The organism is Terriglobus sp. YAF25 (assembly GCF_052113305.1).
GTDB lineage: Bacteria > Acidobacteriota > Terriglobia > Terriglobales > Acidobacteriaceae > Terriglobus.
In genome coordinates, this window is record NZ_JBFRCY010000282.1 from 1 (window position 1) to 5,354 (window position 5,354).

A 5,354-nucleotide genomic window follows, 5' to 3' on the forward strand; every position below is an offset into this window, starting at 1 on the left:
GGGTAATTGTGCGCAGGGCGATCGTATCGAAGCGCTATGACGTGAAAGGCGCTAGCCCATCTCATGGGCAGGCGATAGGCCTTAACCCGCTCCCTTGTCCGCCTTCAAGATCTTCGAATAACCTTCTTCGGCGTCTCCGCAATCTCTTTCATCAGAAACACCGTCGCCTGTGGGTTGTCGTTGTAACGTTCACAAGCCACAAAGCCTCTCCGCTGATAAAGATTGATGGCAACGCGCAGATCATCCTTACTGTCGAGATAAATCCGCTTAAATCCCCGGCTCTTTGCAAAGGACTCCTGCGCATCGAGCAGAGCATGCGCGACACCCTTGCCGCGAGCACTCGGCCTGACGTAAAGCCGCTTACACTCCGTCGCTCCCGGCATCGATGGCAGACTGTGAAGATAGGCGCATCCCACAATCTTTCCGTTCAGCGTGGCGATCCRCACACCCGCATCGGGATCGTCCACGATCTCGCGCACAGACTCAGGCGTATCCCGCACCATCACGCCCACCGCCTCGTAATACTCCTGCAGCAGATCAAGCACTTCGCCAGTGACCTCGCTCAGGCGCTCGACCTGCACCTCAGAGTTCTTCTGCGCGGTCAGCAGAGAACGTACGACGGAGAGCGAGCTGACCAGTTTCTCCCGCTCCTCTCCGCTCAGCCCCTGCAGCATCTCCTCGATCTGCTGCTCCGATTGCCGGTTGAGCCCTGCCACCTTCTTCTCTCCGGCCGCGGTCAGTGAGAGCAGACGCTCCCTGCTGTCGGCCTTTGACACCGTCTGCCGTACAAGCTTCCGCTTCGTCAATGAAGCCAGCAGCCGGCTGATATAACCCGCATCCAGCCCCAGGACTCCCCGAAGGTTCGATGCCGTCAGCCGCGGATTCGCCCAGATCTCATACAGCATGCGCGCTTCGGTGAGCGAAAACTCGCCGTCCAGATGCCGCTTCCGCAGCAGACCCAGCCGGGCCGTATAGAAGCGATTGAAGTCGCGAATGGCAAAGATCTGGGCGGCATCACTCATGCATTCGACCTTAAATTAAAATAGTTGCTTTAAGCAACTATCGTAGGTCGCCTTCGCAAACTGATCCCGTCAAAAATATGCCGATCGCGCCAAAAGCCGATTTTGCCGGCCGCACGGTGGCCCAGTCAGGCGGAATGGGCTACTCTTCTGTGGCAGGCTCCGCGGACCCCTCGCTGCGCGGCAAACACTATCATTACTGCTCGCCACCGAGACGAAGCCGGAGCTCAAGCCTGGAGGTGGGTCGATGCTGACGATCACAGTCAATGGAAAGAAGCGCGAGGTTCACTCCGCGGAAGATACGCCGCTTCTCTACGTTCTTCGCGACGAGTTGGATGTCACCAGTCCCCAGTTTGGCTGCGGCCTGGCGCAATGCGGAGCCTGTTCCGTACTACTCGACGGCAAAGAGGTTCGTTCCTGCATTACACCCGCCACGGCTGCAGCAGGCAAGGAAATCACAACCCTTGAGGGCCTGCCTGACCGCTGGGCGAAACAGCAACATCTCTCCGCCGCACAGGCAGCAAAGACATTGCACCCGGTGCAGGAGGCCTGGATCGAACAGCAGGTTCACCTCTGCGGCTTCTGCCAGAACGGCATGATGATCAAAGCCACTGAGCTGCTGGAAGGCAAGCAGAACCCCTCCGTCGAAGAGATCAAGGACACCTTTACCAACTCAGGACCGTCACCACATCTGTGCCGCTGCGGTAGCTACGTCGCCATCATCGAAGCCGTCCGCTTTGCTTCGACCCTCATGGCGAAAGGAGGCGCGCAATGATCGGATTTACAGAACAGACCACCGATATCTATGGCGCACAGCTCAGCCGCCGCGGATTTATGAAAGCCGGCGGAGCGCTGATGGTCGGCTTCCGCATGCTGCGTTCCAGCGCAGCCGAAGCGGCCGCCGCCAACACCAGCCTTCGCGCCTTTGACGCTTCCCTGCCGGGCTCGTGGATCGAGATCCGGCCTGACAATACCGTCCTCTTCCGTACCGGCAAAAGCGACTTCGGCCAGGGCACCATCTATACCGCGTACCGTCAGATCGTGGCCGAAGAGCTGGATCTTCCCTTTGAGGCGATCACCACCATTGTCACCGGCGATACCGATGTCACCGCGGACGGCGGAGGCACCTTCGACCTTCTTGGTAACGGCTCACCCAATATCCGCAAAGCCGCTGCGTATACCCGTCAGGCAATCTTGCAACTCGCCTCAGAACATCTTGGAGTTCCTGCCGAACAACTCTCGACCCATGACGGCATGGTCTCCGGAGGCGGAAAACAGGTTCGCTACGGCGATCTGGTGAAAGGCAAGGATCTCAAGCTCACCATCCCGGTCAGCGGCGACCTCACCAGCATCTTTGGGCTTGCGGTCGGCGGTAATCCACCGATGAAGCCGGTCAGCAGCTACAAGGTGATTGGCAAGTCGTATAAGAACAGCGTCATCGCCCAAAAGGTGAAGCACCAGGAACCGTGGGTCACCAACATCAAGCTTCCGGGCATGCTGCATGCACGCACCATTCATCCAGCCACGCTGGGATCACGCCTGGTCTCCGCCGGTAAAGTCGACAAGAAATATCCCAACGCGCAGGTCATCGTGAAAGGCAATCTGGTCGCCGTTGTTGCACCCACCGAGTGGGAGGCGATCCAGGCATCGGGGCAGGTTGCCTCTACCACCAAATGGACTGAATGGAAGGGGCTTCCCGGCAAAGAGAAGCTCTACCAGCATCTGCGCAACGAGGCTGACTGGAACGCCACCCCCGTCCAGAAGAGCCGCAAGAGCACAGGCGACGTCGCCTCCAGCATGAAGTCCGCGGCAAAGGTGCTCAACGCCACTTACGAACTGCCTTACATGAAACACGCACCCATCGGTCCCACGGTCGCTGTTGCAGATTACCGTCCAGACGGCGTCGTTACCGTGCACACGCACACGCAGAACGCACAGGCGTTGCGCGGCGAGCTCGCCATGATGCTGGGCGTCGGCCCCGACAAGGTCATCGTCAAGACCTACGCCGGCGCCGGTCACTACGGCCGCTCAAACGGAGGCAACGCCGGAGCCGAGGATGAAGCTGTCCTTCTCTCCAAAGAGCTCGGCAAGCCCGTGCGCGTTCAGTGGATGCGCAACGATGATATTCAGTGGTCCACACAATCTCCCGCAGCCTTCACCGATATCAGGATCGGGCTTGACGCCAACGGCCGCATCGTCGCGTACGAAGCCGACCACCACCAGCCCGCCGGCCAGGACGACCGTCCGATAGGAGCCGTGCTTGCCGGGCTTCCCACCATGCCGGCTCCTTCGGAAAAGGGCGGCATGCTCACCAGCATTGCCAACGGCAGCGCCGATCCGTGGCAGTACGATGCCGTCCCCAATCTCGAAGAGCGTTACCACGGCACCTTCCAGGTCGGCCAGAAAGCCTCTCCTCTCGCCATTGGCCTGCGTGACCACAGCATGCGGACGCCCACGCAATACCAGCAGAACTTCCCGCGCGAGCTTGCCATCAGCGACGCGGCAGCGCTTGCCGGAACCGATCCCCTCCAATTCCGTATCGACCATGCGAAAGAAGAGCGCCTGATTCACGTGCTGCAGCGGCTGCGCGAAGAGTCCGGATGGCAGACACGTCCATCGCCGCAATCTACGGCCGTATCCACAAGCTCAACTCCTGTTCGCGGACAAGGCGTCTCCGTCATGTTTCGCGGTGGAGTCTACTGGGCCTGCGCCTGCCAGATCGCCGTCACCCCGGCAACCGGAGACGTGAGGGTCGAAAAGTACACCATCGCCGTGGATCCCGGCATCGTGGTGAACCCGGAGCAACTCAAACGGCAGATCGAAGGCGGAACCGTAATGGGCATCAGCCAGGCACTCCACGAAGAGGTAGCCTTCGATGAAGGAGCCATCACCGCCGCCGACTGGATCTCTTACCCCATCCTGAAGATGAACGAGATTCCGGAGATCAAGGTCGTTCTTCTCCATAACCCAGCAGTCGGCAGCTACGGACAGGGCTCGGAAGCGGCCAACGCTCTTGCGTCGCCGGCAATTGCAGCGGCCGTCTTCGACGCGACCGGAAAGTCGATCCGCCGCCTTCCGCTGCGCTCAACCTATATCAAAGAGCTGCTGAAGGCATAGTCACGAAACGCGCACGAATGGGAACCGTGGGCTTTTATCAGCGGGCTTCTGCCTGCTGATCCCACCCCTGCCAGCACCGGGAACTCCGAATCACATCCCACCCATCGCGATGCGATGGATGGGGCACCCAATTCTGAGGTAAGGCGAATCTGGGTGCCCCATTCATGCGAAGCATGAGCGGGAGATTCGAGCGGAGCTCGAACCACGGACTAAGGCGCCGCCCTATTCTCTGATTCTGCAGCCCGCGGCTTTGTCAGCGCCACAGCGCTCAACACAATCCAAAAAGGAACGAACTCCACCGTATAACGCGGCTCGGAGTTATCGACTGTTAACAACAGCGCACACCGCAGAACACCATACGCCAGCATGGCAAGCAGTATTGGACGCAGGTCGGGCCGGCCTTTCAGCCTCCACGCCCCTATCACTGCGAACACAATCAACGCCAGATTCAACGCGCCCAGGAATAGCGCACGGCTAAATTGAAGCGGCGACGACTCACTCCATCGCCACCACTGCAGTGGCCCGGGAAGCCAGTCCACGCGCGGACGCAGCAGCATATTTCCGAGCCGCGCCACTGGCAGCAGCACGTAGTAGCGTAGCGGATGGGCTTGCACCCGCGCCTGCGCAATCGCTGCAAAGCGGGCATCCACCTCAGGCGAGTTCCGTTTGGTCTCGTTGTAGAGAGCGAAGACGGCTGCCGTCTCTCGATATTGCTCCGGCGAATCGAACGCCCGCTTCGGCAGCGTCGCAAAGTCCATGGCATCGCCGTCGTAGTCCCAATAGATATCTTCTGTCGACGCGTAGTCGATCGCCCATGTCCGATACCATCGCTGGAAGCCATACGGGTTCGGCTCTCCCGGATCGTTCGCGTAGCGCGGCGCCAGCGGCTGCAGCACATGGAAGACCCGGTAGTTCCGAACGGTCCACGGAGCCAGGGGAAGCACCGCCAGCAGGGCACACACCGCCGCGGGAACAATCGTCTCTTTTACCTTCGACAGCCCGAATCCGTGCCCCAGCAGCATCGCCGGCAAGACTGCTGCCGCCAGCAGACCTTGATCAGGCCGTAACAAAATGGCATATGCCAGCGCCGTACCCAGTACGACGACCCAACGCCACTGCGGGGCATCCAGCCACTGCTGTAACGCCCAGAAGGCCAGAACCGTACAGAAGAGCGTTAACGTCTCCGTTAATCCGGCAGCCGTAAACTCTGCCAGGAAG

At 60.1% G+C, this 5,354-nt stretch carries 4 protein-coding genes; 2 read left to right on the forward strand and 2 right to left on the reverse strand.

Going from position 1 to position 5,354, the window contains the following annotated elements:
• Nucleotides 1-104: 104 nt before the first annotated feature.
• On the reverse strand, nt 105-1,022 hold the full coding sequence (locus AB4043_RS13160; RefSeq protein WP_442307241.1) for a bifunctional helix-turn-helix transcriptional regulator/GNAT family N-acetyltransferase: 918 nt from the start codon (nt 1,020-1,022) through the stop codon (nt 105-107).
• Nucleotides 1,023-1,266: 244 nt separating this feature from the next.
• Here AB4043_RS13160 and AB4043_RS13165 point away from each other — a divergent pair, with 244 nt between their 5' ends.
• Together AB4043_RS13165 and AB4043_RS13170 are read left to right on the forward strand one after the other, a co-directional pair.
• Nucleotides 1,267-1,794, forward strand: a complete 528-nt coding sequence (locus AB4043_RS13165; protein ID WP_442300689.1) for a (2Fe-2S)-binding protein — start codon at nt 1,267-1,269, stop codon at nt 1,792-1,794.
• Nucleotides 1,791-4,136, forward strand: a complete 2,346-nt coding sequence (locus AB4043_RS13170) for a molybdopterin cofactor-binding domain-containing protein (protein WP_442300688.1) — start codon at nt 1,791-1,793, stop codon at nt 4,134-4,136. Before AB4043_RS13165 ends, AB4043_RS13170 begins: the two co-directional genes overlap by 4 nt.
• Before the next feature lie 209 nt (nt 4,137-4,345).
• Here AB4043_RS13170 and AB4043_RS13175 read toward each other — a convergent pair.
• On the reverse strand, nt 4,346-5,354 hold a 1,009-nt coding region (locus tag AB4043_RS13175), incomplete at its 5' end, for a glycosyltransferase family 39 protein (protein WP_442307242.1).

What these genes read in the sequence shown, in the direction of transcription:
- AB4043_RS13165 (WP_442300689.1), top strand. Translation starts at nt 1,267, where the DNA reads ATGCTGACGATCACAGTCAATGGAAAGAAGCGCGAGGTTCACTCCGCG.
- AB4043_RS13170 (WP_442300688.1), top strand. Translation starts at nt 1,791, where the DNA reads ATGATCGGATTTACAGAACAGACCACCGATATCTATGGCGCACAGCTC.